23 protein-coding genes and 1 pseudogene are annotated in these 24838 nt (G+C 56.4%); 12 read left to right on the top strand and 12 right to left on the bottom strand.

Annotation, left to right across the window (positions count from 1 at the left end):
• Positions 1 to 86: 86 nt before the first annotated feature.
• Together AB1287_RS12780 and AB1287_RS12775 are read right to left on the bottom strand one after the other, a co-directional pair.
• Positions 87 to 1478: a NarK family nitrate/nitrite MFS transporter gene (locus AB1287_RS12780; RefSeq protein ID WP_312628136.1), complete on the bottom strand. Its 1392-nt coding sequence runs from the start codon at positions 1476 to 1478 to the stop codon at positions 87 to 89.
• A gap of 185 nt (positions 1479 to 1663) precedes the next feature.
• On the bottom strand, positions 1664 to 2239 hold the full coding sequence (locus AB1287_RS12775) for a TetR family transcriptional regulator (RefSeq protein ID WP_435617999.1): 576 nt from the start codon (positions 2237 to 2239) through the stop codon (positions 1664 to 1666).
• Positions 2240 to 2357: 118 nt separating this feature from the next.
• On the opposite strand from AB1287_RS12775, the gene AB1287_RS12770 reads away from it, so the two are divergent.
• A complete protein-coding gene (locus tag AB1287_RS12770; protein ID WP_435617998.1) occupies positions 2358 to 3848 on the top strand; it encodes an MFS transporter in 1491 nt (496 codons plus the stop codon).
• Here the strand turns inward: AB1287_RS12770 and yddG are convergent, their stop codons facing one another.
• Positions 3849 to 4727, bottom strand: coding sequence for an aromatic amino acid DMT transporter YddG (gene yddG / locus AB1287_RS12765; RefSeq protein ID WP_435617997.1), 879 nt, complete (start codon positions 4725 to 4727; stop codon positions 3849 to 3851). It abuts the gene before it with no gap.
• Positions 4728 to 4924: 197 nt separating this feature from the next.
• Between yddG and fdnG the strand changes: the two genes are divergently transcribed.
• From fdnG to fdnI, 3 genes are read left to right on the top strand one after another with little or no spacing between them, the layout of a single operon-like run.
• A complete protein-coding gene (gene fdnG, locus AB1287_RS12760; protein WP_435617996.1) occupies positions 4925 to 7972 on the top strand; it encodes a formate dehydrogenase-N subunit alpha in 3048 nt (1015 codons plus the stop codon).
• 11 nt (positions 7973 to 7983) lie between these two features.
• Positions 7984 to 8868, top strand: coding sequence for a formate dehydrogenase subunit beta (gene fdxH, locus AB1287_RS12755; protein WP_312626491.1), 885 nt, complete (start codon positions 7984 to 7986; stop codon positions 8866 to 8868).
• Positions 8861 to 9508 (top strand): formate dehydrogenase-N subunit gamma, encoded by a 648-nt coding sequence (gene fdnI, locus AB1287_RS12750; protein ID WP_312626490.1) that lies wholly within the window; start codon positions 8861 to 8863, stop codon positions 9506 to 9508. Before fdxH ends, fdnI begins: the two co-directional genes overlap by 8 nt.
• 39 nt (positions 9509 to 9547) lie before the next feature.
• On the opposite strand, the gene AB1287_RS12745 is transcribed toward fdnI, so the two are convergent.
• The 3 genes from AB1287_RS12745 to AB1287_RS12735 form a co-directional block, all read right to left on the bottom strand.
• Positions 9548 to 9838 carry a HigA family addiction module antitoxin gene (locus AB1287_RS12745; RefSeq protein ID WP_435617995.1) on the bottom strand — a complete coding sequence of 97 codons (291 nt, stop codon included), beginning with the start codon at positions 9836 to 9838 and terminating at the stop codon, positions 9548 to 9550.
• A complete protein-coding gene (locus tag AB1287_RS12740) occupies positions 9838 to 10116 on the bottom strand; it encodes a type II toxin-antitoxin system RelE/ParE family toxin (RefSeq protein WP_435617994.1) in 279 nt (92 codons plus the stop codon). Before AB1287_RS12740 ends, AB1287_RS12745 begins: the two co-directional genes overlap by 1 nt.
• A 209-nt stretch (positions 10117 to 10325) precedes the next feature.
• Entirely contained in the window at positions 10326 to 11528 is a 1203-nt protein-coding gene (locus tag AB1287_RS12735) for an NAD(P)/FAD-dependent oxidoreductase (RefSeq protein WP_435617993.1), read from the bottom strand.
• A 132-nt stretch (positions 11529 to 11660) separates the two neighbouring features.
• Here AB1287_RS12735 and AB1287_RS12730 point away from each other — a divergent pair, with 132 nt between their 5' ends.
• Positions 11661 to 12170: an RrF2 family transcriptional regulator gene (locus tag AB1287_RS12730; RefSeq protein ID WP_312626484.1), complete on the top strand. Its 510-nt coding sequence runs from the start codon at positions 11661 to 11663 to the stop codon at positions 12168 to 12170.
• An 86-nt stretch (positions 12171 to 12256) separates the two neighbouring features.
• Here AB1287_RS12730 and adhP read toward each other — a convergent pair.
• The 4 genes and pseudogenes from adhP to sra all read right to left on the bottom strand — a co-directional run.
• Positions 12257 to 12364 (bottom strand): annotated as a pseudogene (adhP, locus tag AB1287_RS12725) (alcohol dehydrogenase AdhP); the annotation flags it as partial.
• Between the two features lie 63 nt (positions 12365 to 12427).
• Positions 12428 to 14146 (bottom strand): ABC-F family ATP-binding cassette domain-containing protein, encoded by a 1719-nt coding sequence (locus tag AB1287_RS12720; RefSeq protein ID WP_435617992.1) that lies wholly within the window; start codon positions 14144 to 14146, stop codon positions 12428 to 12430.
• Positions 14147 to 14474: 328 nt separating this feature from the next.
• A complete protein-coding gene (locus AB1287_RS12715) occupies positions 14475 to 16172 on the bottom strand; it encodes an NAD-dependent malic enzyme (protein ID WP_435617991.1) in 1698 nt (565 codons plus the stop codon).
• A 205-nt stretch (positions 16173 to 16377) separates the two neighbouring features.
• A complete protein-coding gene (gene sra / locus AB1287_RS12710) occupies positions 16378 to 16518 on the bottom strand; it encodes a stationary-phase-induced ribosome-associated protein (protein ID WP_312626481.1) in 141 nt (46 codons plus the stop codon).
• Positions 16519 to 16782: 264 nt separating this feature from the next.
• On the opposite strand from sra, the gene AB1287_RS12705 reads away from it, so the two are divergent.
• The 3 genes from AB1287_RS12705 to AB1287_RS12695 all read left to right on the top strand — a co-directional run bounded on the left by AB1287_RS12705 (position 16783) and on the right by AB1287_RS12695 (position 18990).
• On the top strand, positions 16783 to 17829 hold the full coding sequence (locus AB1287_RS12705) for an NAD(P)-dependent alcohol dehydrogenase (protein ID WP_435617990.1): 1047 nt from the start codon (positions 16783 to 16785) through the stop codon (positions 17827 to 17829).
• 51 nt (positions 17830 to 17880) lie between these two features.
• Positions 17881 to 18309 (top strand): OsmC family protein, encoded by a 429-nt coding sequence (locus AB1287_RS12700; RefSeq protein ID WP_312626479.1) that lies wholly within the window; start codon positions 17881 to 17883, stop codon positions 18307 to 18309.
• Positions 18310 to 18450: 141 nt separating this feature from the next.
• Entirely contained in the window at positions 18451 to 18990 is a 540-nt protein-coding gene (locus AB1287_RS12695) for an NUDIX hydrolase (RefSeq protein ID WP_312626478.1), read from the top strand.
• A gap of 93 nt (positions 18991 to 19083) precedes the next feature.
• On the opposite strand, the gene AB1287_RS12690 is transcribed toward AB1287_RS12695, so the two are convergent.
• The gene (locus AB1287_RS12690; RefSeq protein ID WP_435617989.1) at positions 19084 to 20508 is read right to left on the bottom strand and encodes an MFS transporter; all 1425 of its coding nucleotides are present in this window, start codon (positions 20506 to 20508) and stop codon (positions 19084 to 19086) included.
• A gap of 125 nt (positions 20509 to 20633) precedes the next feature.
• Between AB1287_RS12690 and AB1287_RS12685 the strand changes: the two genes are divergently transcribed.
• The 4 genes from AB1287_RS12685 to AB1287_RS12670 all read left to right on the top strand — a co-directional run bounded on the left by AB1287_RS12685 (position 20634) and on the right by AB1287_RS12670 (position 23358).
• Positions 20634 to 21539, top strand: a complete 906-nt coding sequence (locus tag AB1287_RS12685; RefSeq protein WP_435618180.1) for a LysR family transcriptional regulator — start codon at positions 20634 to 20636, stop codon at positions 21537 to 21539.
• A gap of 117 nt (positions 21540 to 21656) precedes the next feature.
• Positions 21657 to 22172, top strand: a complete 516-nt coding sequence (locus AB1287_RS12680) for a hypothetical protein (protein ID WP_312626476.1) — start codon at positions 21657 to 21659, stop codon at positions 22170 to 22172.
• A 176-nt stretch (positions 22173 to 22348) separates the two neighbouring features.
• Entirely contained in the window at positions 22349 to 22804 is a 456-nt protein-coding gene (locus tag AB1287_RS12675; RefSeq protein ID WP_312626475.1) for a hypothetical protein, read from the top strand.
• Positions 22801 to 23358: an RNA polymerase sigma factor gene (locus AB1287_RS12670; protein WP_435617988.1), complete on the top strand. Its 558-nt coding sequence runs from the start codon at positions 22801 to 22803 to the stop codon at positions 23356 to 23358. The genes AB1287_RS12675 and AB1287_RS12670 overlap by 4 nt, the downstream gene beginning before the upstream one ends.
• Positions 23359 to 23425: 67 nt before the next feature.
• Here the strand turns inward: AB1287_RS12670 and AB1287_RS12665 are convergent, their stop codons facing one another.
• The gene (locus AB1287_RS12665) at positions 23426 to 24757 is read right to left on the bottom strand and encodes a glycoside hydrolase family 10 protein (protein ID WP_435618179.1); all 1332 of its coding nucleotides are present in this window, start codon (positions 24755 to 24757) and stop codon (positions 23426 to 23428) included.
• Positions 24758 to 24838 lie beyond the last annotated feature (81 nt).

Raw genomic sequence — 24838 nt, 5'->3', positions numbered from 1 at the left:
ATGCCGGGCGGCACGTTGTTTGCCCGGCCTACAGGTAATTTGTGCGGTCTTGTAGGCCCGGTAAGCTTGCGCTATCGGGCAGAAAATCAGGATTTCGCCGCTTTACGGCGGCCGTAGACCAGCCAGGTCACCGCCACGCAAACGATGTAGAACACGAGGAAGATTTTCATCGCCCCGACAGGCGAGCCTGTCATGGCAAGCGAGGTGCCGAAGGCTTTCGGAATGAAGAACCCCCCAACGGCGCCGATGGCTGAAATGAAGCCGAGTGCGGCGGCGGTATCGGTCACCGCTTCCTGCTGGGCCTGCTCCTCGCTCCCGCCCTGGGCTTTGACCCGATCGACGGTGATGCGGCGGAAAATCACCGCAATCATCTGGAAGGTCGAGCCGCTTCCCAGGCCCGCCGTCAGGAACAGACCCATAAAGACCAGGTAGAAGGTGGTGAAGTTACCGGGCGAACTGCCGCCGGGGAGGGTGAAGAAGATCAGGGCGCTGAAAATGGCCATGAAGATGAAGTTAATCAGCGTCACGCGCACGCCGCCAAATTTGTCGGAAATAAACCCACCGACAGAACGCGCCAGCGCGCCGAGGAACGGCCCGAAAAATGCCAGCTTGAGGATATTCACATCCGGGAACTGGGTTTTCGCCAGCATCGCAAAACCTGCTGAAAAGCCGATAAACGAGCCAAACGTTGCCAGATACAGCAGAGCCAGGATCCAGGTATGCAGCCGTCCGAGCACCGGAAGCTGCTCCGCAACCGAGGCTTTGGAGCTGGCGATATCGTTCATACCAAACCAGGCGGCGATGGTTGCAATCAGCAGCAGCGGAGCCCAAATCCACGCGGCGTTGGTCAACCACATCGTTGAGCCATCGGCCTGAGCCACGCCCTGTACGCCGAGAAAGGTGTACATCGGTATGAAAATCACCAGCGGCGCGACCAGCTGCATTACGCTGACGCCGAGATTACCAAGTCCGCCGTTAACGCCGAGCGCGCTACCTTGTCTGGCTTTCGGGAAGAAGAAACTGATATTCCCCATGCTTGAGGCGAAATTGGCCCCGGCAAATCCGCACAGCAGTGCGATGATAATAAATACCCAGTACGGGGTAGCGGTGTTTTGAATGACAATGCCGAGCCAGACGCAGGGAATAATCAGAATGACGGTGCTTAATACCGTCCAGTAGCGGCCGCCAAATATAGGCACCATAAAGGAGTAGGGCACGCGTAATATTGCGCCGGAAAGAGAAGGCAGGGCGGTTAATAAAAACAGCTGGTCGGTGGTGAAATTAAATCCGACTTTATTCAGATTGACCGTCACGGCGCTAAACAACATCCAGACGCAGAAGGCCAGCAGCAGGCAGGCCACGGAAATCCACAGATTTCGCCTCGCAATGCCCTTGCCTTTATTTTCCCAGAACTGCGGATTCTCCGGCTTCCAGTTATTTAAAAGGTAATGATTATTCTTCTCATCTTGTTGTGACATATTGCCCTCGTTCGCGCCAGTACAGTACGTGGTGAAAATAAGCAACAGAAGACCGACGGAACAAAACGTTCCGCTAAAAGATAAGGACTTTTTTAGGGTTATGTGAAAGAAGAATAGATAAAAAAGCGGAGCCCCGCGAACAGGCTCCGGATATCGCCGCGCTTAAGTGTTACTAATTGTAAATGTTAATGGAGTTCCAGGGCAATGGCGCGAAGCAGATGACGGCTGAAGGCGGCGTCGTCGACTTCCGCCATGCCGAGAACGTAGATGCCGTCCAGCCCGCAGACCAGCGAAATCAGCCGCCACGCAATATCTTCGGCGTTGCCGCTGAACGTAAACTCTCCGGCCTGCTGCCCGGCCACGATCAGCCTGACGACTTCCCCGTGCCACATCGACATGGTCAACAGATAAGCGCTTTTAATCTCCGGATCGCTGTCGGCGAGCAGCTGAGCCTGACGCCACAGACGAATGTAGGGCTCAAGGCGTCGGTCTTCGCTGCCGAGCACAGAAAACAGGCGTTCGCGCCAGCTGGCGTTTTCCGGCACCAGCGGCAGGGCCATCATTTCGCGGATCACGCGGACAAACGCCTGGGATTTCAGCTCGCCTGATGAGGTGAAGTGGTGGTGAACCTGGCCTGCGGCAATACCCGCGCGGCTGGCGATATTACGCACGGTCATGGCGCTGAACCCTTCTTCCAGCGCCACGTCAATGGCGGCCCGCATGATGGTTTCGCGACGATCTTCCCGGTTCAGATAGGTCATAGTTGCAGTCCCTGGTGGCAGTGCACCGATGATAACAAAAAGCTGGACGAGCGTTCAACTCTCAGGCAGGATCGCAATCTGGACGGGTGTCCAGGATTGTTCTGAAGAGGGAAAAGTTATGTTTCGTCAATGGTTAACGTTAGTGGCTATCGTGCTGGTGTATATCCCGGTCGCCATTGATGCCACGGTATTGCACGTCGCTGCGCCAACGCTGAGCGTGTCGCTCGGTGCGAGCGGCAACGAGCTGCTGTGGGTCATTGATATTTACTCGCTGGTGATGGCGGGGATGGTGCTGCCGATGGGCGCGCTCGGCGATCGGATCGGTTTTAAACGCCTGTTGCTGACCGGTAGCGGTCTGTTTGGCGTGGCATCTTTGTGTGCAGCCTTTGCACCGACGGCGGAATGGCTGATTGCCGCCCGCGCCATGCTGGCGATCGGTGCGGCGATGATCGTTCCGGCAACGCTTGCGGGCATTCGTAATACGTTCAGCGAAGCGAAGCACCGCAATATGGCGCTCGGCCTGTGGGCGGCGGTCGGTTCCGGCGGTGCGGCGTTTGGTCCGCTTATCGGCGGGGTCGTGCTCGAGCACTTCTGGTGGGGCGCAGTGTTCCTCATTAACGTGCCTATTGTGCTGCTGGTGCTGGCACTTAGCGCCCGCGTAGTGCCGCCACAGCCAGGTCGTCGCGAACAGCCGCTGAACTTCAGCCATGCGCTGATGCTGATTGTGGCGATTCTGCTACTGGTGTGGAGTGCCAAAACGGCGATGAAGGGCGTGATGGCAGTGTGGATTATCGGCCTTGTGTTACTGTTCGGCGCGGCGCTGCTGACCGCTTTTGTGCGCATTCAGCTCAATGCCCGCACGCCGATGATCGACATGCGTCTGTTCACGCACCGCATTATTCTCAGCGGCGTGATGATGGCCGTCACCGCGATGATCACGCTTGTTGGCTTTGAGCTGCTGATGGCGCAGGAGCTGCAGTTTGTACACGGTAAAACGCCGTTTGAAGCCGGGCTGTTTATGCTGCCGCTGATGCTGGCGAGCGGATTCAGCGGCCCGATTGCCGGGATGCTGGTTTCTCGTCTGGGATTGCGCCAGGTCGCCACGGGCGGAATGGCGCTCAGCGCCTTCAGCTTCCTCGGATTATCGATGACCGATTTCACCACCCAGCAGTGGCAGGCGTGGGGTCTGATGACGCTGTTAGGCTTCAGTGCCGCCAGCGCCTTACTGGCTTCAACGGCAGCGATTATGGCCGCCGCGCCGAAGGAAAAAGCCGCTGCTGCCGGGGCAATTGAAACCATGGCCTATGAACTTGGCGCAGGCCTGGGCATTGCGCTGTTTGGCTTAATTCTGACCCGCAGCTACACGTCATCCATTCTTCTGCCGGAAGGATTGACGACGGAGGCGGCCAGCCGGGCGGGCTCGTCCATCGGTGAGGCGATGCAGCTGGCACAAACTTTGACCCCGACGCTTGCGGATTCGGTGGTGCATGCCGCTAAATCCGCTTTCATTACCTCACACAGCGTAGCGCTGTTCAGCGCGGGCGGCATGATGCTGATTCTGACGGTCGGGATCTGGTTTGGTCTTGCGAAAGCCCATCGGACGGCGTAACTAGTTTCTCGTCGCGTACCAGCACAGAAGGGAGCCGACACACACCATGCAGGCTCCCTGCCAGAAGGCCCAGGACAGCGGGGCGCTCAGCAGGAAGGAAGCCAGCGCGGAAGAGAGCACTGGCGTGAAGTACGACCCTACGGCCAGCAGGCTGACGCTGCCGTGCAGAATGCCGATATTCCATGCCGCGTAAGCGAAACCGAGCGACAGGGCGCAGAAAATAAGTTTAATTATCACCGGCCAGCTGAATATCATGGCGGGCTGAGGGCTGGAAAAATAGTGGAGCCACAGGCTCAGGCCGGTGAGTAAAACGAACAACGTAATCCCGTTTTTCCCTTTGGCATATTTCGCCGTCACGGTGCAATAGGCCGCCCAGATAAATGCGCCGCAAAACGCCAGAATATAGCTGAGCGGGCTTGAGGCAATATTTTGCTTAATTTCTCCCAGGTTCAGTCCTTGATCGCCGCCTAATACCCAACTGACCCCAAGCAGAGAAATGAGCAACCCGGGGATCACCCACCAGCGGGCTTTCTGACCGTTAAACAAAATGGCGCACAGAATCGTCAGACTTGGCCATAAATAATTGACCATGCCCACTTCTATCGCCTGCTGACGCGTGGCGGCAAGCCCGAGTGAGAGCGCAAGGCAAATTTCATAGCTGACAAACAGCAGGCATCCGGCAAGCAGGTAGCGCGGAGAGAACGTTTTAATTTTGGGAAAGCCAACGGTGAACAGCAGCAGAATTCCGCTCAGGGTGTAAATTGCTGCCGCGCCGCCCACCGGGCCGAGCCCTTCACTCACGCCGCGGATCAACCCCACCATCGTGCTCCACAGAAGAATAGCCAACAGGCCAATGGACGTTGCTCTGTTTTTAGTCATCAAATTCTTTATCAAAAGCTGAAAAGCGAAGCTTACGGTTATATCACTTTGTAACAATAACCCCTAAGGGTTACGAAAAACTACCGGCAATGACTATTAGGTGGCGGCACACCGAAGAGTTTGATTTGACTCAAAAGGTGACCTGCTGTGGGTGCTAAATTCCGCCCCGTTTTATCCTGATTAATAATGAGGGAATCATGGACGTCAGTCGCAGAAAGTTTTTTAAAATCTGCGCGGGCGGGATGGCAGGAACGACGGCGGCGGTGCTGGGGTTTGCCCCCAAATTAGCACTGGCCCAGGCACGCAACTTTAAGCTGCTGCGTGCCAAAGAGGTTCGTAATACCTGCACATACTGCTCCGTGGGATGTGGGCTGTTGATGTACAGCCAGGGGGACGGCGCGAAGAACGTGCGCGAGTCGATTTACCACATCGAAGGGGATCCGGATCATCCGGTCAGCCGTGGGGCGCTCTGTCCGAAAGGCGCGGGATTGCTGGACTACATTCACAGCGAAAACCGTCTGCGTTACCCGGAATACCGCGCGCCAGGCTCCGACAAATGGCAGCGTATCTCATGGCATGAAGCCTTTGAGCGCATTGCGAAGCTGATGAAAGCCGACCGTGATGCCAACTTTATTGAGAAAAATGCCGAAGGCACCACCGTCAACCGCTGGCTTTCTACCGGGATGCTGTGCGCCTCGGCGGCCAGCAATGAAACCGGCACTCTGACACAAAAATTTGTCCGCTCCCTCGGGATGCTGGCGGTAGACAACCAGGCGCGCGTCTGACACGGACCAACGGTAGCAAGTCTTGCTCCAACATTTGGTCGCGGTGCGATGACCAACCACTGGGTGGATATCAAAAATGCCAACGTAGTGATGGTAATGGGCGGCAATGCCGCTGAGGCCCATCCCGTCGGTTTCCGCTGGGCGATGGAAGCCAAAAACAATAACGATGCGACGCTTATCGTCGTCGACCCGCGCTTTACGCGTACGGCGTCGGTGGCCGATATCTATGCGCCTATTCGCTCCGGCACGGACATTACGTTCCTCTCCGGCGTGCTGCTGTACCTGATTGAAAACAACAAAATCAACGCGGAGTACGTGAAGCACTACACCAATGCCAGCCTGCTGGTGCGCGAAGATTTTGGCTTTGAAGAGGGCCTGTTCAGCGGCTATGACGAAGCGAAGCGCCAGTACGACAAATCGTCCTGGAACTATCAGTTCGACGGAAACGGCTTTGCGAAGCGTGACGAAACGCTGAGCGATCCGCGCTGCGTGTGGAATTTGCTGAAACAGCATGTTTCCCGCTATACGCCTGACGTAGTGGAAAACATCTGCGGCACGCCAAAAGCCGACTTCCTGAAGATCTGTGAAGTATTGGCTTCAACGAGCGCGGCCGATCGCACGACCACCTTCCTCTATGCGCTGGGCTGGACTCAGCATACGGTAGGCTCGCAAAACATCCGTACCATGGCAATGATCCAGCTGCTGCTCGGTAATATGGGCATGGCCGGTGGTGGGGTGAATGCGCTGCGCGGTCACTCCAATATTCAGGGCCTGACCGACCTTGGTCTGCTGTCGACCAGCCTGCCGGGTTACCTGACGCTGCCGTCTGAAAAGCAAACCGATCTGCAAACCTATCTGCAGGCCAATACGCCAAAAGCGACGCTGGCCGATCAGGTGAACTACTGGGGCAACTACCCGAAATTCTTCGTCAGCCTGATGAAAGCCTTCTACGGCGACAAGGCGCAGAAGGAGAACAGCTGGGGCTTCGACTGGCTGCCGAAATGGGACCAGGCCTATGACGTCATCAAGTATTTCAACCTGATGGACAAAGGCGAAGTGAACGGCTATTTCTGCCAGGGCTTCAACCCGGTGGCGTCGTTCCCGGATAAAAACAAGGTCGTGCAGAGCCTCAGCAAGCTGAAGTACATGGTGGTCATCGATCCTCTGGTGACGGAAACCTCAACCTTCTGGCAGAACCACGGCGAGATGAACGACGTCACCCCGGCAGATATCCAGACCGAAGTGTTCCGTCTGCCGTCCACCTGCTTTGCGGAAGAGGACGGCTCAATTGCCAACTCCGGTCGCTGGCTGCAGTGGCACTGGAAGGGTGCGGAACCACCGGGAGAAGCGCTGAATGACGGCGAAATTCTTGCCGGCATTTACCATCGCCTGCGCGAAATGTACGCGGCAGAAGGTGGCAAAGGCGTGGAACCACTGCTTAGCATGAACTGGGGCTACAAGCTGCCGGACAGTCCAGCTTCCGACGAAGTGGCAAAAGAGAACAACGGCTATGCGCTGAAGGATCTCTTTGACGCCAACGGCGTACAGCTGGCGAAGAAAGGCGAACTGCTGAACAGCTTTGCGCTGCTGCGTGATGACGGTTCAACGGCGTCTTCCTGCTGGATCTACACCGGCAGCTGGACCGAAAAAGGCAACCAGATGGCGAACCGCGACAACGCCGATCCGTCCGGACTGGGCAATACGCTCGGCTGGTCGTGGGCGTGGCCGCTGAACCGCCGCGTGCTCTACAACCGTGCTTCGGCGGATATCAACGGTAAGCCCTGGGATCCGAAACGGATGCTTATCCAGTGGGACGGCAAAAAGTGGGCGGGAAATGATATTCCTGACTACAACACCGCCGCACCAGGCAGCGCCACCGGGCCGTTTATTATGCAGCCGGAAGGGCTGGGTCGCCTGTTTGCGCTCGATAAGCTCGCCGAAGGGCCGTTCCCGGAACACTACGAGCCGATGGAAACGCCGCTTGGCACTAACCCGCTGCATCCGAAGGTCGTATCGAGCCCGGTGGTGCGTATTTATGAAGACGATATCGCGCGCCTCGGCAAAAAGGACAAGTTCCCGTATGTCGGTACCACCTATCGCCTGACCGAGCATTTCCACACATGGACTAAGCACGCGCGCCTGAATGCTATCGCGCAGCCGGAGCAGTTTGTTGAAATCAGCGAAGGGCTGGCGAAAAGCAAAGGCATTGCCAACGGCGACAAGGTGAAAGTGAGCAGCAAGCGTGGCTTTATTCGCGCGGTAGCCGTGGTGACCCGTCGTCTGCATACGCTGAACGTCAACGGTCAGCAGGTGGAAACCGTCGGTATTCCGCTGCACTGGGGCTTTGAGGGCGTGGCGCAGAAGGGCTATATCGCCAATACCCTGACGCCAAACGTCGGCGATGCCAACTCTCAGACGCCGGAATACAAAGCGTTTCTGGTTAACATCGAGAAAGCGTAAGGAGCGAAGCTATGTCAATGGAAACACAGGACATCATCAAGCGCTCGGCCACTAACGATATTACGCCTGCGCCCCGGGCGCGGGATTATAAAGAAGAAGTGGCGAAGCTTATCGATGTCTCCTCCTGCGTGGGCTGCAAGGCCTGCCAGGTGGCCTGCTCGGAGTGGAACGATATCCGCGATGAAGTGGGTCACTGCGTGGGCGTTTACGATAATCCGGCCGATCTGAGCGCCAAATCCTGGACGGTGATGCGCTTTAGCGAAACCGAACAGAACGGCAAGCTGGAGTGGCTCATCCGTAAGGATGGCTGCATGCACTGCGAAGATCCTGGCTGCCTGAAGGCCTGTCCTTCGGCGGGCGCGATCGTGCAGTACGCCAACGGGATTGTTGATTTTCAGCAGGACAACTGCATCGGCTGCGGCTATTGCATTGCGGGCTGTCCGTTCAACGTGCCGCGTCTCAATAAAGAGGACAACCGGGTTTATAAATGTACGCTCTGCGTCGACCGCGTCAGCGTCGGCCAGGAGCCTGCGTGCGTGAAAACCTGTCCGACGGGAGCCATCCATTTTGGCACCAAAAAAGAGATGCTGGCGGTTGCGGAAGAGCGCGTCGGAAAACTGAAAGCACGTGGTTATCCTCACGCGGGGGTATACAACCCGCAAGGCGTGGGCGGCACCCATGTGATGTATGTACTGCATCATGCCGACCAGCCGGAGCTGTACCACAAGCTGCCGAAGGATCCGAAAATCGACACGTCGGTTAATCTCTGGAAGGGCGTTCTCAAGCCGCTTTCTGCCGCCGGATTTATCGCCACCTTTGCCGGGCTGATGTATCACTACATCGGCATTGGCCCGAACAAAGAGGTGGACGACGACGAGGAGAGCGACCATGAGTAAATCGAAAATGATTGTGCGCACAAAGTTTATCGACCGGGCCTGTCACTGGACGGTGGTGGTGTGCTTCTTTCTGGTGTCGCTGTCCGGGATTTCGTTTTTCTTCCCGACGCTGAAATGGCTTACCGAAACCTTTGGTACGCCGCAGATGGGGCGCATTCTGCATCCCTTCTTCGGCGTGCTGATTTTCGTGGTGCTGATGTTTATGTTCTTCCGCTTTGTGCGGCACAACATCCCGGATAAGCAGGATATTCCCTGGCTGAAGGGGATTGTTGAGGTGCTGAAGGGCAACGAGCATAAAGTGGCGAAAGTGGGCAAGTACAACGCCGGACAGAAGATGATGTTCTGGACCATCATGAGCATGATTTTTGTGCTGCTGGTGACGGGCGTTATTATCTGGCGGCCGTATTTCGCTGACTATTTCCCGATTCAGGTGATTCGCTACAGCCTGCTGATTCATGCTGCATCGGCCATTGTCCTGATCCACGCCATTTTGATTCACATGTACATGGCGTTCTGGGTAAAAGGTTCGATAAAGGGCATGATCGAAGGTAAGGTCAGTCGTCGCTGGGCGCGGAAACACCATCCTCGCTGGTACGCTGAGGTGGAACAGCGCGAAGCGCAGCAGAAAACCACCGACTAAAAACTGAAAAAGCATGGCGCCTTAACCGGCGCCATTTTTTTATGCTTTGTGCGCTTTGAGCGGCTTTAATCCCGATACATCCACGCGTTTTTTCGCCTCAGCCAGGCTCCAGTTCTGCTGCACATTAAGCCAGGTCTGCGCAGTACTGCCGATCACCGCTTCAAGCCTGATAGCCATTTCTGGCGTTAATGCCGCTTTCCCCGTCAGCAGACGGCTGGCCGTGGATGGTGCAATATCCATCGCTCGCGCAAATTCGCGCAGGCTGACGTTCAGCTCGACCAGCGCATTCTGAATGATTTCTCCAGGGCTTACGGGGTTTGCCATTTTCATCAGTGATAGTCCTCATAATCTAACAGGTAAGCGTCACCGTTAATAAACTCAAACGTCAGACGCCAGTTACCTGAAACTTTTACTGACCACACGCCTTCACGGCCGCCTTTCAGCTCATGCAGGCGATAACCTGGTATGTCCATCGCTCTGGGGGTGGTGGCTGCCTGCAGTAGCGTTAGCTGTTCTTTCAAGCGCTTAACGTGCCAGGGATGAACACCTGCAGTTTCATCGTAATAGAACAAATTACGTAATCCTTTATGCCGAAAGCTCACGATCATCGGTTCCTCTCGTGTTCCTTCATGAGGAACGGTATATGAGTGTTGCGTTTCACGCAACGATTATTTTTTCGTCATGTAACAAGGGGCGGGAGGGATTTTTGTTCGGCGGGGGCGTGGCAACAAGCGGAACGGGAGGATTCTACGAGCCTCGCTGCAAAAGAAAAAGGCCTGGTATAACACCAGGCCTTTACAGAGGACAAAAGCCAAAACTAGACGAATTTCGCCAGTGGGTCTGCGGCAGCAAAGGCTACATCACGATCGGCTTTTGGCGGATAAATCAGTTCATTGGTGATAGCGATTTTCAGCTTTTTCGCTTCTTCCCGCACCATTTTCACTTCCTGATCCCAGCCTTCGGTATAGACCGCGCCCCAGGCGCCCAGATCGAGACAGGTCACGTAAACTTCCTGGCGATAGGGAAGGCCTTCAATACCAAGCAGGCTGGCGGCGGCGTTGTGCCCGGCGAATTTGCCCAGCTGAATGGCGTGCTGACAGGTCATCAACGCAGTATTGCCGAGGCTGTCGGTTTTAGCGTGTGCCATATCGCCGGTGGCATAAATATTGTTATAGCCCGGAATCTGGAGTTCTTCGGTGACCACAAAACGGCCCAGGCTATCGCGGTTGGCGGTGAGGTTCTCGCCAAACGCGCTGGCCTGAACGCCCGCAGTCCAGACGACGGTGGCGGCATCAATGCGGCTGCCATCCTGTAAAGTCACGCCCTGAGCGTCGACCACTTCAACGGCCGCGTTCAGGCGCCATTCAATGCCGAGCTCGTCGGAGGCATCACGAATGATATTGCGCAGCGCTTCGCTGTAGCGGCCACCAATCTGTGAACCTCGCTCAACTACGACTATTTTAGTATTCGTATCGTTACCCAGAAGCGATTTCAGGCGGGAAGGGAGCTCGGTGGCGAGCTCAATCCCGGTGAAGCCCCCTCCGCATACCACAACGGTATTACGGGCGGCACTTTCGGGCTGGCTCGCCAGCGCATTCAGGTGATCTTCCAGACGCTGAGCGGTGTCCAGCTGATCGATATCAAAGCCGTATTCGGCAATGCCTTTAATGCCAAAGTGGTGTAGGCGGCTGCCGCTTGCAATAACCAGCTTATCGTAGGGCATGAACGTCGACTCGGATTCCGGCGTTTTGTACCAGACGCCGTTTACAGCGGCATCCACACGCTCTGCGTGTCCGGCGATAAAACAAATATCCAGTTCGTCGAACAGCGGCTGTAAATCAGCGGTTAAGGTCGAGACGTTGGCTTCATAAAAACGCGGTCTGACACGCAGTTCCGGTTGTGGAGCCAGCACCGCGATTTCAAGGTCAGTGCTGCCCTGCAAATGTGCCACACGTGCCGCGCTGACTGCGGCCCACATGCCCGCAAAACCGCTGCCGATGATAAGAATACGTTGTTTCATGGTGATTCCTTTTTGCATATTTGGGCCACCCGGCCCCGATAACTACCACTATACTTGTCGGAGTTAACTCCGACAAGATCTTTCTGAGTATCTGAGTTATCATCTGCCGCAGAAACAGCACAGGAGCATAAAATGGCGTTTTACAGTTCTGGCGTGGAATACGGTATTCATAGCCTGATAAGCATGGTTGATGCGAACGGCGACGCGCGTGATATGAGCGTGCGCGAACTGGCAGAGCTGCAGAATGTTCCGTATGACTATCTTGCAAAGATTTTTACGCGTCTCTCACGTGCGGGGCTGGTGGTGAGCACGGAAGGAAAGGGCGGTGGTTTCCGGCTGGCGCGGGCCAGCGAGCTCATCAGCGTGCTGGACATTGTCCACGCCATTGACGGACAGAAGTCGATGTTTGAGTGCAAAGAGATCCGCCAGCGGCTGGCGCTGTTTGATGAAAAGCCGCCCGCCTGGGTTTGCGATGGCCCATGTGGCGTACGTTCGGTGATGGACAGCGCTCAGCAGCGAATGGAAGAGGAGCTTGCGCGCCATACCGTGCTCGATCTGGCGCGTAAAATGTTCCGTAAAGCGCCGGATACCTTCAGCATTGAAGTCAAACAGTGGGTTAACGACAGGCGGAGCAAAGCTTAATCCAATACAAAAACGGCGCCCAATGGCGCCGTTAGTCATTTGAATCGCAATTAATGGTGCAGGTCGATGTCCATACGTCCGCGGAGCTACCCCTGTTCCATCTCTTTGAAGGTAGCGTTGATGTCGCGGAGCGGGCGCATTGTCTCTTTGGGCACCACTTTGCCTTCAGCAGCAAACTGGAAAGCCTCAACCAGCCTATGCGAACGGTAGGCCGGGCAAACGAAGTGCCGCCCGGCAATGCCGGGCGGTATCGAAAACTACAAAGACTCAATCCGGGCGTTAAGTAACCTGATTTCATGCTGCCACTGCGCCTGAAGCTGGGGCTTCTGGTGCTTAGGTTTTCTGGCCAGATCGTCTGCGAGCAGGGTTTCCAGCTCGATGAGTTTTTCCAGCAGATCGTCCGCAGCGTGGTTCGCGAGATTATCCTGTGCGACATCGGTCGCCACCAGGCTATCGGGAAGCGGTTCCCGCAATCGCTCCCACGCGGCATCCGCATCGTGCCACTCTTCCAGTGCGCCGTTTTCGATTAACCAGAAGCGGTTGCAGCTTGCTTTCAGCAGATGACGATCGTGGCTGACCAGCAGGACACCTCCGGCAAAAGAGTGCAGGGTTTCCGCCAGCGTCTCTTTGCCTTCCATATCCAGATGGTTGGTCGGCTCATCCAGCATCAGCAGGCTGTAGCGCGCCAGCGTCAGGCCGATAAACAGCAGTCGCGATCGTTCACCACCGCTCAGTGACGCCACACGCTGACCGTGGCGGGCAAACGCAAACCCTGCACCAATCAGCGCCATTTTGCGTTCTTCAGCAGCGGGCGCGAACGGCTCCAGTGCCTCAAACAGCGTTGCGTCATCTGCCAGCTGATGCAGCGTCTGGTCGTAATAGCCCAGCGCCACGCGCGGGTGAATTTTAAGATCTTCCGCCTGCATGCCTGCCTGATAGTGCTGCCAGATCAGACGCAGCAGGGATGACTTCCCGCAGCCGTTGCGGCCGATCACCGCCACCCGATCGCCGCTTTTCAGGCGAGCGACCGGCGTGCGAAACAGAGGCGGTAGTCCGAAGGCTGGCGGAACAGGAAGATTATCCAGCTCCAGCAGCCTGTCGGCCCGCAGCGTATCGCCCTGAAGCTGCAATCGCCACTGGCTACCCGCGGTGACGTCGGTCTGGTTCTCTTTCAGCCGTTCCACCTGCTTTTCCATCTGTTTAGCCTTGCGGGAGAGCGCTTCGTTGTCGTAAACGCTTCCCCAGACAGCGAGCCTTTTGGCGCTGGTCGTCACCCGGTCTATCTCTTTTTGTTCTGCCTTAAAGCGCAACGCATCGCTGGCGTCCTGTTCTGCCAGCGCCTGACGGGCTGCGCTACAGGGAAGGGCAAAGCTGTGCAGCTTGCGATCGCGCAGGATCCAGCTGGTGTTCGTCACGTTGTCCAGCAGCTGCTGGTCGTGCGAAACGACAATAAAGCTGCCGTTCCAGCTGTTCAGGTAACGCTCCAGCCACAGCAGGGTGGGCAAATCGAGATGGTTGCCAGGCTCATCCAGCAGGAGGAGATCGGGTGAGGTCATCAACGCGCGGGCGAGCAACAGGCGGGTATGCTGTCCTCCGCTCAGCGTTGCTGCGGTTAACGCCCTCTCTGCCGGGCCGAAACCCATTTCTGCCAGCAGGGCCTCAGCTCGCCAGCGCTGAATTTCACGTTCTGCAACGGGCAGTTTATCCAGAACAGCATCAAGTATGGAAAGCGGGTGAAGCGAGTCCGGTAAATGCTGCTCAACGCGAGCCAGAAGGCAGTGGTTCGCCACCGAAACGGAGCCCGACGCGGGGGACAGCGAGCCGTCAAGCAGCTTCAGCAGGGTACTTTTCCCACAGCCGTTGTAGCCGATAAGCCCGACGCGGTCGCCTTTTTTCAGGGTGAAGGTGAGGTTGATAAACAGGGGGCCGAAGGCCGTGTCGCTGCACAAAGCCTGTGCATTCAGTAGTGTGCTCATAGAACTTACTCAAGTGTTACTGGCGTAAAAACGCCTCGTCAAATAACGCCGACGATAACCCGGTAAGCCCGAGGAAGGGATTCAGACTTTGGTGTCTTCGCTCAAGCCGAAGTTATCGCAGCACGGTACGGATAACGCTTGAGCAGGTGCGATCGCCAAAGGTATGTGAAATATCAAACATTTCACAGTACGGCATGGGGATCCTCCTTTTATATTCAGCAGGTTAACAGGTGAGCAGAGTGTAGCTAAGATCTCCCGACGGCGCTACGCTTGCCGGGCCTACGAAAATCCGTAGGTCTGACAAGCGCAGCGCCATCTGGCAACTGCATCAGATAGACGTGCGGCGGTAGCTGCGGTATTCCGGCTGCCAGAAGTTGTCGTCGATGGCCTGTTGCAGGGCTTCCGCTGAGGTTTTAATCGCCACGCCTTGCTGCTGTGCCATTTTACCCACGGCAAAAGCGATAGCGCGCGAGACGGTGTGAATGTCTTTCAGCTCCGGCAACACAAGACCTTCGCCGTTATTGACCAGCGGAGAGTGTTTGGCCAGCGTTTCACTGGCTGACATCAGCATTTCGTCGGTAATGCGCGTGGCGCCGGAAGCGATCACGCCAAGGCCAATACCCGGGAAGATGTACGAGTTATTGCACTGCGCAATCGGGTAGGTTTTCTCTTTCCATACGACTGGCGCGAACGGGCTGCCGGTGGCAACCAGCGCACAGCCTTCGGTCCAGGAGATGATGTCCTGCGGCGTGGCCTCCACGCGGGACGTTGGGTTAGAGAGCGGCATAACGATCGGGCGCGGGCAATGCTTGTGCATTTCGCGGATGATCTCTTCGGTGAAGAGGCCGGTCTGGCCGGAGACGCCAATCAGAATGTCCGGTTTCACGTTACGCACCACGTCCAGCAACGACAACACATCTTCACCGCTGTCCCAGCCGCTCAGGTTGTCGCGTTTTTGCACTAGCTTAGTCTGGAACGGCAGCAGGTTTGGCATCTGATCGGTCAGCAGACCGAAACGGTCGACCATAAACACGCGGGATCTCGCCTGTTCTTCACTCAAACCTTCGCGCTGGGTCTGCGCGATAATCTGCTCAGCGATGCCACACCCGGCAGAGCCTGCACCGAGGAAGACAATTTTCTGTTCGCTGAGCTGGCTGCCCGCTGCGCGGCTGGCGGCAATCAGCGTTCCGACGGTGACCGCTGCGGTGCCCTGAATGTCGTCGTTAAACGAACAAATCTCATTGCGGTAGCGGTTCAGCAGCGGCATGGCATTTTTCTGCGCGAAGTCTTCAAACTGCAGCAGCACGTTCGGCCAGCGGTGTTTCACCGCCTGGATGAAATCGTCGACAAACTGATAATACTCGTCGTCAGTAATACGCGGATTACGCCAGCCCATATACAGCGGATCGTTCAACAACTGCTGGTTGTTGGTGCCTACATCCAGCACCACCGGCAGGGTATATGCCGGGCTGATCCCACCGCAGGCGGTGTAGAGCGAGAGCTTACCGATAGGAATACCCATCCCGCCAATGCCCTGGTCACCAAGGCCTAAAATGCGCTCGCCGTCGGTGACGACAATCACTTTGATGTTGTGATTCGGCACATTTTGCAGAATGTCGTCCATATTGTGGCGGTTCTCATAGGAGATAAACACACCGCGGGAGCGACGGTAAATTTCCGAGAAGCGTTCACAGGCGGCGCCAACGGTCGGGGTATAGATAACCGGCATCATCTCTTCAAGGTGATTTTCGACCAGACGGTAGAAGAGCGTTTCGTTGGTGTCCTGGATATTGCGCAGGTAGATGTGTTTGTCGATTTCGGTTTTGAAACCCTGATACTGAATCCAGGCACGTTCGGCCTGCTCCTCGATGGTTTCGACTACCGCGGGCAATAATCCTAACAGATTGAAATTGCGACGTTCTTCGAGGCTGAACGCACTGCCTTTATTGAGGAGCGGGAACTCAAGTAAAACGGGGCCTGCATAGGGGATATAAAGAGAACGGTTATTTTTAGGGTTGGGTAACATCTCACTGATCCTTTGTCATCACGGCCCGACCAGGCAGAGCGTGCAGGGCTGGCTGGGTCTTCGGCGGGGCAAAGTATAAAGCAAGTGTTAATAAAAAGGGAAAAAGCGGCGGTTGAGAAAGTAAAAAAAACACCATCTTTTGTTAAAGATGGTGTAGGTCTTTATCGAAACCTCTTTGCCGAAACGGCAGCCTTACGGCGCGGGGTTACTCGGTGCGACGCTTACGGCCTGTCGCATGAATGTGATTCTGCTGGGTTTCTGAATCGCCTTCGATAAGGACTTTTTTCTGGTTGGAGAGCTTGTAGTTCAAGCCGAGGATATGACGTGCCTGACGGTTCGATTTCATTCTGACTCCTTAATCCTGTGAATGGTTTCAAGGTCATTCCCGGTGGATCCGGGCGAAATTTACCCCATAGCGCGGGCAATTACTCTGTCTGCCTGCGTGATTGATACTTGACCATTCTGAATGAAATAGCAACACAAGATGGCGCTTTCAGGAACTCTCCGAGCTTTAACCCTTTGTGCGACCGTCATCACACCGCCATGTCATTGAACTATGCTTGAGGCTTCGCCCTGAGGTTTTTCGTTTTGTTTATCGTGAGGGTTGTCCATGAAAGTTTTAGGTTATGCCGCACAAAATCCCACTACGCCGCTGGCTCCTTTTTCATTTGAACGCCGCACGCCACGATCGGACGACGTAACGATTGAAGTGCTGTACTGCGGCGTGTGTCACTCCGATCTGCACCAGGCCCGCAACGATTGGGGGTTCAGTACCTATCCGCTGGTTCCAGGACATGAAATTGTTGGACGGGTAACGTCTATAGGTGACAATGTCACTAAATTCAAGCCCGGTGACCTGGCTGCTATCGGTTGCATGGTGGATTCCTGTCGCGTTTGCTCGCCGTGTAAAGAGGGGCTGGAGCAGTATTGCGAAGAGGGGAATACCCAGACTTACAACGGCCACGACCGACATGACCATCAGCCTACCTACGGTGGCTATTCACAGTTCATTCTTGCAAGCCAGGATTTCGTGCTGCACGTGCCGGAGGGGCTTGATTTACAGGGCGCGGCACCGTTGCTGTGCGCCGGAATCACCACCTGGTCTCCGCTGCGTCACTGGAAGATTGGGCCGCACAGCAAAGTGGCGGTGATCGGTCTCGGCGGCCTGGGGCATATGGGCCTGAAGCTGGCGCATGCGCTGGGCGCGGAGGTTACGCTGTTTACGCGATCGCCGGGTAAAGAAGCCGATGCCCGACGCCTGGGTGCGCATAACGTGGTGCTGTCATCCGACGAACAGCAGATGGCGGCGGTACATAACCAGTTCGACCTGATTATCGACACCGTGCCGTACGAACACGACATCAACCCGTATCTGCCAACGCTTTCTCTGGACGGCACCCTGGTGTTCGTTGGCCTGCTCGGCGATACGCCGGAGTTCAATACCATCCCGATGTTGATCAACCGTCGCTCCATTGCCGGATCGGCGATTGGCGGTATTGCTGAAACCCAGGAAATGCTCAATTTCTGCGCCGAAAAGGGGATCGCCGCCGACGTCGAAGTGATCAATATTCAGGATATCAATCACGCTTACGAGCGAATGCAAAAAAGCGATGTGAAGTACCGCTTTGTGATTGATATGGCATCACTTCAGGCCTGAGTCAGGCCCATGTTCTATACTTATCAGCCCACGGAAAAAAAGGAGTGAAAGATGACTATCCATAAGAAAGGTCAGGCCCATTGGGAAGGCGATCTGAAACGCGGCAAAGGTACCGTTTCCACCGAGAGCGGGGTGCTTAACCAGCAGCCTTATGGCTTTAACACCCGTTTTGAAGGCGCCAAAGGGACCAACCCGGAGGAGCTGATTGCCGCAGCGCACGCGTCCTGCTTCTCTATGGCGCTGTCGCTGATGCTGAGCGAAGCCGGATTTACCGCCACCTCCATCGACACCGAAGCGACCGTTTCGCTTGATAAATCCGACGCCGGATTCTCCATTACTAAAGTAGCGCTGCAAAGCAAAATTGCCGTGCCGGATATCGATCCAGGCACCTTCGATGGCATCATCCAGAAAGCAAAAGCGGGCTGCCCGGTGTCTCAGGTGCTGAAGGCCGAAATTACGCTGGATTATACGCTGAACTGATTTGGCCGATTGCCGGGTGGCGCTCACGCTTACCCGGCCTACTGATGCAAGCAGGTTCATGCAAGCGCATGCCCCGAGGGCAGCATAACTTCCACAACCCATCCGGGGTGCCATTGCGTACAACGGTAAAAATGAGTGGCTATGAGTGAAATTAAGACCCTGAGTTCGCAGGAGATTTACAGCAATCAGTGGATGCGGTTGAAAGAGGATCGTATTGAACGCGCCGATGGTTCTCACGGCGTCTATTCCGTTATCGAGAAGCCAGATTTCGCGGTGATCGTGCCGGTGTCAGAAGGCGATATCTGGGTGGTGGAGCAGTACCGCTATCCATTAGGCAAGCGGACGCTTGAGCTGCCGCAGGGGTCGTGGGAGCTGAGCCCTGACGCCGACCCGATTGCCGTCGCCCGCGGAGAGCTGGCGGAAGAAACCGGATTACTGGCAAACAGCATGACGCAAATCGGTTACCAGAAGCTGGCGCAGGGTTATTCCAGTCAGGGCTATCACGTCTGGCTGGCAACGGATTTTGTTGCCACTACGCAAAACCTGGATGCGGAAGAGGTCGGGCTGACCTGCCGCAGGATGGCGGTGGCAGAGTTTGAAGCGCTGATAGCAGAAGGTAAAATCAGCGATGCCACATCAGTCACGGCCTTTTTGTTAGCGAAGCTAAAGGGGTATGTGTGACGTTGTCACCTGCATTTATTGCCCGGTGGCAGCTACGCCTTACCGGGCCTACGGTCCTGTAGGCCTGATAAGCGCAGCGCCATCAGGCAACCCTCAGACAACACCGTGATGCAAATAGCGCAATCGACTCACGCTGAACGCAATCGCCGCACCTGATGCGATAACCGCCGCCCACAAACTCATCCTCACGGCCAGCGCCTCCTGTGTGACAGGATTTGAGGACACCATCGCCGCCAGCATGACCCCGACAATCGCGGCCCCCAGACACTGGCCGAACGTTCTGACGATCGCCAGCACACCGGAAGCATAGCTGCTGAATTCCCGCGCCACGCTGGACAACATCTCCCTGTTATTCGGGCTCTGGAAACAGCCAAATCCCATGCCGCAAATCAGGCTGCGCAGGCCAATATCCCAGGAAGCAGCGTGTGCAGGCAACATGGCCAGCAGCGCCAGTCCGATAACAAAAACCCCCAGTCCGAGAGTAGAAATCACCGACGGTGAGTATTTGTCCGCCAGCCTTCCCGCATGAGGCGCCACCAGTACAATGCCCACCGGCCATGGCGTGAACAGCAGCGCTGAGGTAAAGGCGCTGTAGCCATAAACGCTCTGGAACAGAAATGGCAGGGCGACAAACGTAATCCCCTGGCTGATAAACGACGCCAGCGACGTCAGTGCAGCAAGGGAAAAGCGCGTAGAGGTGAAGATGGCCGGTGGCAGCAAAGGTGCCGCAGCTCGCTGGATGCGCCAGACAAATACCAGCCCGCTGACCAGCGCCAGTAAACTCCAGCCGTACACGGCGGTATTCAGGGCATGCGTGGTGGCATGAGGCTCTGCAAAGCTGTTCGCCGCCATAATCAGGGAACCTAAAAGCGTGGCGGAAAGCACGGCGCCTGCCGCATCAAACTTCTGTAGTTTCAGGCCAGGCTGATGCGGAATCGCCTTCAACGCCAGCGCAATGGCCACCGAGCCTGGAATTACGTTCACCGCAAAGAGCCATGGCCAGCTGAGCGCGTCCAGCAACGTTCCACCGAGGACGGGGGCGATAGCGGTGCTGGAGGCAATTAACAGTGCGTTCAGGCCGAGGATCCTCCCAAGCAGCCTGCCCGGAAAGACGGATCGCAGTATTGCCGGAGCAATACTCAAGGTTGCAGCCCCGCCAATGCCCTGCAGGATGCGCATCGCAATCAGTATCTCAGCAGACGAAGCCACCGCGCAGCCCAGCGACGCCAGGGTAAAAAGCGTCAGGCCAAAAAGAAAGACTGCGCGAAAGCCAAAGCGCGTGGCCAGCGCCGCGAAAATCGCCAGCGTCATAGCAGCAGAGAGCAGATAGCCATTGGCAAACCAGACGGCAACGGAGGTGGTAACCTGTAAAGCGTGTGCCATCTGCGGCAGAGCGATATTCACCATCGAGCCGTCAAATACTGCCATCAGCGTTGAGGTCATTACCGCGGCCATCGCAAACGCCCGTGCACGCCCAGGCAGGCCGTCATCACCCGGTTGTTCAGAAAAAAGTGTCATCTCAGTGCCTCATCAGAAATTGTCAGAATGGGCAAAGGATAGGCCTGTCAGAAAGAAGGCGGAAGGCACAGCATTGATACAGTATAGTTGCATCAGACGCCTTATCTCTGCGAAAGGAGAATATGATGACCGATCCGGATTTTAACTTGCTGATAGCGCTCGATGCGCTGCTGACGGAAGCCAGCGTCGCCGGGGCCGCGCGGCGGCTGAATTTGAGTACCTCGGCAATGAGCCGCACGCTGGGGCGCTTGCGTGAGGTTACAGGTGACGCTTTGCTGGTGCGAGCGGGGCGAAATATGGTGCTGACGCCTTACGCGCAGGCCACGCGCGACAGAGCAAAAAACGCCGTGCTGGAAGCCCGGGCGGTTCTGCAACCCTCTGCCGACGTTCTCAATCTGGCAGAGCTGCAAAGAATCTTTACCGTCCGCGCGAATGACGGATTTATTGAATCCTTTGGCCCACCGCTGATTGCCGCCCTGGTGGCTGCGGCGCCAGAGGTCTGCCTGCGTTTTGCGCCGAAGCCGGAAAAAACGGCCCGCCATCTGCGTGAAGGCCTGGTGGATTTGGAAATAGGCGTGCTGAGTAACATGGGGCCGGAGATCAGGCTACAGGCACTGTTTCGCGACAGGTTTATTGGTGTGGTTCGGGAAGATCATCCGCTTGCGGCGAAAGAGAAGGTGAGTATCGATGACTATATAGCCTGGGGACATGTGGTGGCTTCACGCCGCGGCCAGCCGCAGGGCCCCGTGGATGACGCGCTCGCCGAACTGGGGCTACGGCGGAAGATTGTCAGCGTGGTGCCGGGGTTTCCCTCCGCGCTTGCGGTGGCGCAGGCCTCCGATCTGATTGCGCTGGTTCCGGCTTCATTTTTACGCCGGACGGCGATGCCGCTGCATCTCTTTGAGCTACCTTTTAAAACCCGCACCATTACCGTTTCGCAGATGTGGCATCCACGTATGGAAAAGGATCCGGCGCATCGCTGGCTAAGGCAAACGGTACTGGCTGTCTGTCAGGGGGAATATCCTTCTTAACCATATTTTGCGCTGCATCGCAGCGCTGAACGGGCTGATTCGCATTGTGAATGCCGTTGTGCCAAGCTTTTTCATTGCGGAGCAACGGCTCCGCTTATGCACCGGCAGGTACTGCGAATGGTCGATTTTATTGCGCATATGTTGGCTGATACGCCCGTCTGGGTGTACGTGCTGTTTGTGTTTTTACTGCTGCGCGGCATAAAAGCGCGCCAGCCCGCGACGGTTACGCTGGAAAGGCTGGCTCTCATTCCTCTGATATTTATCGTCTGGGATCTCTACGATCTGGTGGTTTACCGGCATCTGACGCCGGGTATTGTGGCGCTTTGGGTCGTCGGGCTGTTGGCTGGCGTGGTGCTGGGCTTCTGGCTGATTCGGCCTGAACGCGTGAGCCGGGCGACGCTGCCGCGGGCCATTAACCGCCAGGCCGACTATTCGGCGCTGCCGCTGATGATGATTGCCTTTGCCATTAAATATGTTTTCGGGGTGCTGACAGCGGTTTCACCACAGACGATGCAGCAACCTGCGGTTAGCGCCGCGGCGGTGATTGCGGGCAGTATTTTTGCCGGAAGCTTTGTTGGGAAGTTTACGCGCTATTTGCAGTGCTACTTTTCCCCGGTACGTTCGCTGAATTAAGACGATCCTTCCGCCAACGGGCTGGCAATATTCAGGTAGCAGACCAGATGCCTGGGATATCAGCACAACGTTTTCTCCAGTGTCGGTGACCAGCTATCTTCTTTTTTTCGTTTTTTCAGCAATATTTCGCAATCTCATTCGTCTACCTCAGTACGCAACGTAATGAGGAAAAAACCATGAGAGATTTTGATATGCATGAACACCGTCGTGGGCACGGCTTTGGCAGCCACCGGATGGCAAAACCGCTGGTCATTGGCGCGGTGATTGTGGCGGTCCTGGGGCTGCTGGTGATGTCCCTGTGGAATGCGCTGCTGCCCGCGCTTGTTGGCGTGAAAGCCATCGGTTTCTGGCAGGCGTTAGGGCTGCTGGTTCTGTGCCGAATTCTGTTTGGCGGTCTCGGCTTCCGTCCGGGCATGTTCGGCATGCGCCGCCGTATGCACGAGCGCTGGATGCAGATGACGCCGGAGCAGCGTGAAGCGTTTATGCAGCACCGTCGTGAGGGATTTGGTCGTCGCGGTCATCATCACCATGACCATTGCGGCTGGCGCGGCCGTCGTGATGAACGCATGGATCCTCGTCCGGCGCCGGATGCTTCGACAACGGACACACCCGACAGCGAGCCACGCGGATGAAATCTGACGTGACAGGGGATTCACTGCTTATCTCGGCGCTCAACGCCTGTCGTTCGCGGCTCACGGCATTTATCCGTGGACGAACGGCGGGGCGTGAAGATGCCGACGACGTTTTGCAGGAGATCACCTGGCAACTGATAAAGGTCGAACAGCCGGTGGAGAACATCGCCGCCTGGCTGTTTCGCGCCGCCCGCAATGAGCTGACGGACAGGTCGCGCAAAAAAAAGGAATTGCCGCTGTCATCCTTCTTTACGGCAGATGAAGAAGGGGATTATCCGGAGGATGAGCTGGCCGAAACGCTGTTTGGCGTGGCGCAGACCCCGGAAGAGGATTACCTGAAGTCGCTGCTCTGGGAAGAGCTCAACGATGCGCTGGCGGAGCTGCCTGACGCGCAGCGAGAAGTGTTTGAGCGCACCGAACTTGAAGGGCTGAGTTATAAAGCGCTGGCAGAAGAGAGCGGTGACAGCGTGCAGGCGCTATTGTCCCGTAAGCATAAGGCCGTGCTTTATCTTCGTACTCGCCTGCGTAGCGTGTATGACGACTTAATTGCCTGATGGCGCTCCGCTTATCAGGCCTACGGACATGTAGGCCCGCGCCCGCGGAACGCCCCCGTACACTTAATCAGCTTCCCCAGCGGCTCTTCAGATAGTTCACTGCCTGTTGGGCCTGCGGCTGATTCAGATTGTTTTCACGGAACAGAATCGTGCCGCTGATTTCCGGCAGCGTATCGTTGAGATCGAGCTGTTTTTTCAGCTCCGGCACGCCGCCCTGAACGCTCCAGTCTGGCTCATTTCTTGACGGCTCGCCGACTTTATACAGCGCCACCCCAATATAAAGCCGGGTGTGCGTTGGTTTGACGACGTTAGCCCACCATTTTGCCAGCACGTCATAGCGGGCGGCATCGCGGGCAAACGGCCAGTAAACCTGCGGCGCGATGTAGTCCAGCAATCCCTTTTGCACCCATAAGCGCGTGTCTGCGAACGATTCATCATAGGCCGCTGCTCCCCGGGTGTCGGAGCCCGCCGGATCGTGCGAACGGTTACGCCACACGCCTGCCGGGCTGACGCCAAACTGCACGTTTGGATTGAGCTGTTTAATCGTACGGTAGACCTGCGCAATCAGCTCTTCCGTATTTTTTCGCCGCCAGTCGGCTTTCGACGCAAAGCCCTGACCGTAGGCGCGGAAGGTCTGAGTATCGTTGAGCATCGAACCGGGCGATTCAGTATAGAAATAGTCATCGAACTGCACGCCATCGACCGGGTAACGCGCCACGACTTCGGCCACGATACTGGTTATCCAGTCGCGGGCTTCCGGGATACCTGGATCAATAACATAGCGATCGCCAGAAGTGCGGATCCAGTCGCGATGCGTTACGAATACGCTTGCCGGATGGAGGGAACTCGTACCGTTGAGCGCGGCGGTAGTAGTAGATTTAATGTTCGTCGACACGCGATATGGGTTAAACCACGCATGGACTTTCATCCCACGCTTGTGTGCCTCATCGAGCATAAACATCAGCGGATCGTAGCCGGGGTCCTGGCCAATTGTGCCGGTCAGCATATCCGACCACGGCAGAATTTTTGACGGCCAGAGCGCGGTGCCGTCCGGCTTCACCTGGAAAAACACGGTATTGATGCCGAGGCGCTGCAGGTTATCCAGCTTATCGGTCAGCGCCTGCTTTTGCATGCGGACACGGGTGGCCGGATCGCTGACGTTCACTGACGGGATCGGCGGCCAGTCGAGGCGGGATACCGTCGTCAGCCAGACGCCACGCACTGGCTGGTGGTCTGATGAAGACGAATCTGGCAACGGATGTTTGGCAATCGGCGGTAGCGGCGTTACCAGCGATTTGGGTTGTTTTGAGCCACAGCTGGCGAGCACCAGCGCGGTGGCTATCAGAAGGCCAGCGCGGGTGAATCGGGCGGCTAACGGGAGTCGACGTGAGCTGATGATGGTGTCCCTACAGGTATCAGGCGTTAACGAAGAACGTCATTTTCGTCCTCTTCTCCAGTCAGAGCAACAGATCTTCGTGCG

The sequence above is a fragment of the Scandinavium sp. UTDF21-P1B genome (assembly GCF_040750395.1).
Taxonomy (GTDB): Bacteria; Pseudomonadota; Gammaproteobacteria; order Enterobacterales; family Enterobacteriaceae; genus Scandinavium.
This window is presented reverse-complemented; position numbering and strand designations above follow the sequence as displayed.

Coding starts and splice junctions, on each gene's coding strand:
- AB1287_RS12715 (WP_435617991.1), bottom strand. CDS start 16,172: ATGTTACCCAACCCTAAAAATAACCGTTCTCTTTATATCCCCTATGCA.
- fdnI (WP_312626490.1), top strand. CDS start 8,861: ATGAGTAAATCGAAAATGATTGTGCGCACAAAGTTTATCGACCGGGCC.
- AB1287_RS12745 (WP_435617995.1), bottom strand. CDS start 9,838: ATGAAAATGGCAAACCCCGTAAGCCCTGGAGAAATCATTCAGAATGCG.
- AB1287_RS12675 (WP_312626475.1), top strand. CDS start 22,349: ATGAGAGATTTTGATATGCATGAACACCGTCGTGGGCACGGCTTTGGC.
- AB1287_RS12685 (WP_435618180.1), top strand. CDS start 20,634: ATGACCGATCCGGATTTTAACTTGCTGATAGCGCTCGATGCGCTGCTG.
- AB1287_RS12775 (WP_435617999.1), bottom strand. CDS start 2,239: ATGACCTATCTGAACCGGGAAGATCGTCGCGAAACCATCATGCGGGCC.
- AB1287_RS12780 (WP_312628136.1), bottom strand. CDS start 1,478: ATGTCACAACAAGATGAGAAGAATAATCATTACCTTTTAAATAACTGG.
- AB1287_RS12700 (WP_312626479.1), top strand. CDS start 17,881: ATGACTATCCATAAGAAAGGTCAGGCCCATTGGGAAGGCGATCTGAAA.
- AB1287_RS12720 (WP_435617992.1), bottom strand. CDS start 14,146: ATGAGCACACTACTGAATGCACAGGCTTTGTGCAGCGACACGGCCTTC.
- AB1287_RS12680 (WP_312626476.1), top strand. CDS start 21,657: ATGGTCGATTTTATTGCGCATATGTTGGCTGATACGCCCGTCTGGGTG.
- yddG (WP_435617997.1), bottom strand. CDS start 4,727: ATGACTAAAAACAGAGCAACGTCCATTGGCCTGTTGGCTATTCTTCTG.
- AB1287_RS12695 (WP_312626478.1), top strand. CDS start 18,451: ATGAGTGAAATTAAGACCCTGAGTTCGCAGGAGATTTACAGCAATCAG.
- AB1287_RS12740 (WP_435617994.1), bottom strand. CDS start 10,116: ATGATCGTGAGCTTTCGGCATAAAGGATTACGTAATTTGTTCTATTAC.
- fdxH (WP_312626491.1), top strand. CDS start 7,984: ATGTCAATGGAAACACAGGACATCATCAAGCGCTCGGCCACTAACGAT.
- AB1287_RS12735 (WP_435617993.1), bottom strand. CDS start 11,528: ATGAAACAACGTATTCTTATCATCGGCAGCGGTTTTGCGGGCATGTGG.
- AB1287_RS12690 (WP_435617989.1), bottom strand. CDS start 20,508: ATGACACTTTTTTCTGAACAACCGGGTGATGACGGCCTGCCTGGGCGT.
- AB1287_RS12670 (WP_435617988.1), top strand. CDS start 22,801: ATGAAATCTGACGTGACAGGGGATTCACTGCTTATCTCGGCGCTCAAC.
- AB1287_RS12770 (WP_435617998.1), top strand. CDS start 2,358: ATGTTTCGTCAATGGTTAACGTTAGTGGCTATCGTGCTGGTGTATATC.
- AB1287_RS12730 (WP_312626484.1), top strand. CDS start 11,661: ATGGCGTTTTACAGTTCTGGCGTGGAATACGGTATTCATAGCCTGATA.
- sra (WP_312626481.1), bottom strand. CDS start 16,518: ATGAAATCGAACCGTCAGGCACGTCATATCCTCGGCTTGAACTACAAG.
- AB1287_RS12705 (WP_435617990.1), top strand. CDS start 16,783: ATGAAAGTTTTAGGTTATGCCGCACAAAATCCCACTACGCCGCTGGCT.